Below are 1667 nucleotides of genomic sequence, written 5' to 3'. Positions count from 1 at the left end.
CAACGAGCTCCAGCGCCAGGCCCGCAGCCGAGCGTCGGTCGGCGAAGCCTCCCACCAGCCGTCGAACTCGGCGAGGAGGGCCGACCCCGCGGGGGCGAGGGCGTCGGCCCAGTCCTGCCGTGCGCGCTGCCGTCGGTCTCCCGCTCACGTGTCCCACCTGGCCGCCGGGGCCGCGTCGACAAGCGCGGAGCGGGCGAGGCCGGGGTGGGCGAACAGGACGCCGACAGAGGAGCCGAGCAGGGTGTCGACCTCCTCGTCTGAGCCGCCCTCGCGCGGTGGGGCGACCCCGCCCCACAGCTCGTTCAGCACGGCGGCGTGCGGCTCGTCGGTGTCGGCGTCGTAGCCGGAGAGCTCCTGCGCGAGCCGCCGCAGGGTGACCTCGTCCAACCCTTCGGCCCGCAGGACCGCCGCGGCGCCCGCGACGGCGGGTGGGCACGCCCGCAGCTCGACGACCACGTTCGTTCGCGTGGGGGTATCGGCGGAGCCGCGGCGCGGCTCCTACGGTCTGACGACATGGAGGGCCGATGACGACCGGCGACGCCGCTCACGAACTGCGTGTCCACGGGGTGGCGGGCACGCCGCCGGAGGCGATGCTGCAGCTCGAAGCCGTGCGCGAGGAGCGTTCCGGCGCTCGTCGGGGCCGCTCGGTGGGCAGCGACGAGATCACCGTGTGGGAGCCCCCGCCGACCGACGCTCGGCTGCGGGCCTGGCGCTGGAGCTCGTTGACCTCCGGCAAGTGGTACCAGGCGTTCTACCTGCTGCTCCTGCCGTTCATGATCGCGAACCTGGCGGGGTGGATGCTTCCCGCCGACCCCGTCCAGGCCGGCCCCGGCGGCGACCCCGAGGCTCCCGCGCCCCACCGCGGAGTCCGGCTGCGGTGCGCGACGCTGCTCGTCCGGCTGGTCGGGCTGCTGGTCACGGTGGTGTTCGTGGTGTCGGTGCAGCTCGTCGTCGCCGATCTGGTGGTGTGGCAGTGGCTGTACCAGGTCGTGGACGTGCCCGTCGGCGTGGTGGGGCTGGGGACGGCGGCCACGGCGCTGGTGTTCCTGGGGCTGGTCGTGCTCACCCGGATCCGGCCGCGACCGGAGGGGCGCGCCGAGCCCGCCGGTCGGTGGGCGCGGATCCGCCGGTGGTGGTCGCGGCTCGGGAGACAGTGGGAACGGCCCCGGGACCCGGTGGGCATCGGGTCCCTCGCGCGGGCGCAGTGGGTGCTGTGGCACAGCGGGTCGATCAACGTCGCGCTGCGCAGGCTGCATCTCACCGCGGGGCTCGCCGTGATCGCGTTGCTCGCGGCCCTGCCGCGGGGCGGGACGTCGGTGCCGGGGCTGCGCACCATCACACTGTTCCTGGCGGCCGTCGCCCTGGGTGCCGTGGTGCTGCTCGTCGGCTGGATCGGGCTGCGTCGCGGCCGGGACGCGGGCACCGATCCGGAGCGCGACGAGGGCGACCTCGGCCTCGCCGTCCCGTTCTTCCTGATCAGGCGGGTCGCCGTGGTGCCTGCGGTCCTCGCGGTCGGCCTCGCGGTACTGCTGCCGATCTGGTGGTCGGAGCCCGTCGTGCGGCCGTGGGTCTCGCTGCCCGCGCTCCGCGGCACCGCCGTGTGGGTCACGCTCGCGGTCGCCGCCGTGGCGGTCGTCCTCACCGGACTCACCCTCGCGATCATGAAC

General features: G+C 75.1%; 1 protein-coding gene and 1 pseudogene. One reads left to right on the top strand and one right to left on the bottom strand.

Features of this window, described 5'->3' with window-relative positions:
• Positions 1-144: 144 nt before the first annotated feature.
• Positions 145-456 (bottom strand): hypothetical protein, encoded by a 312-nt coding sequence (locus H5J29_RS31760; RefSeq protein ID WP_181784614.1) that lies wholly within the window; start codon positions 454-456, stop codon positions 145-147.
• Between the two features lie 68 nt (positions 457-524).
• On the opposite strand from H5J29_RS31760, the pseudogene H5J29_RS31755 reads away from it, so the two are divergent.
• Positions 525-1667 (top strand): annotated as a pseudogene (locus H5J29_RS31755) (hypothetical protein); the annotation flags it as partial.

The organism is Pseudonocardia pini, assembly GCF_013870575.1.
In the GTDB taxonomy this organism is placed as follows: Bacteria; Actinomycetota; Actinomycetes; order Mycobacteriales; family Pseudonocardiaceae; genus Pseudonocardia; species Pseudonocardia pini.
This window is presented reverse-complemented; position numbering and strand designations above follow the sequence as displayed.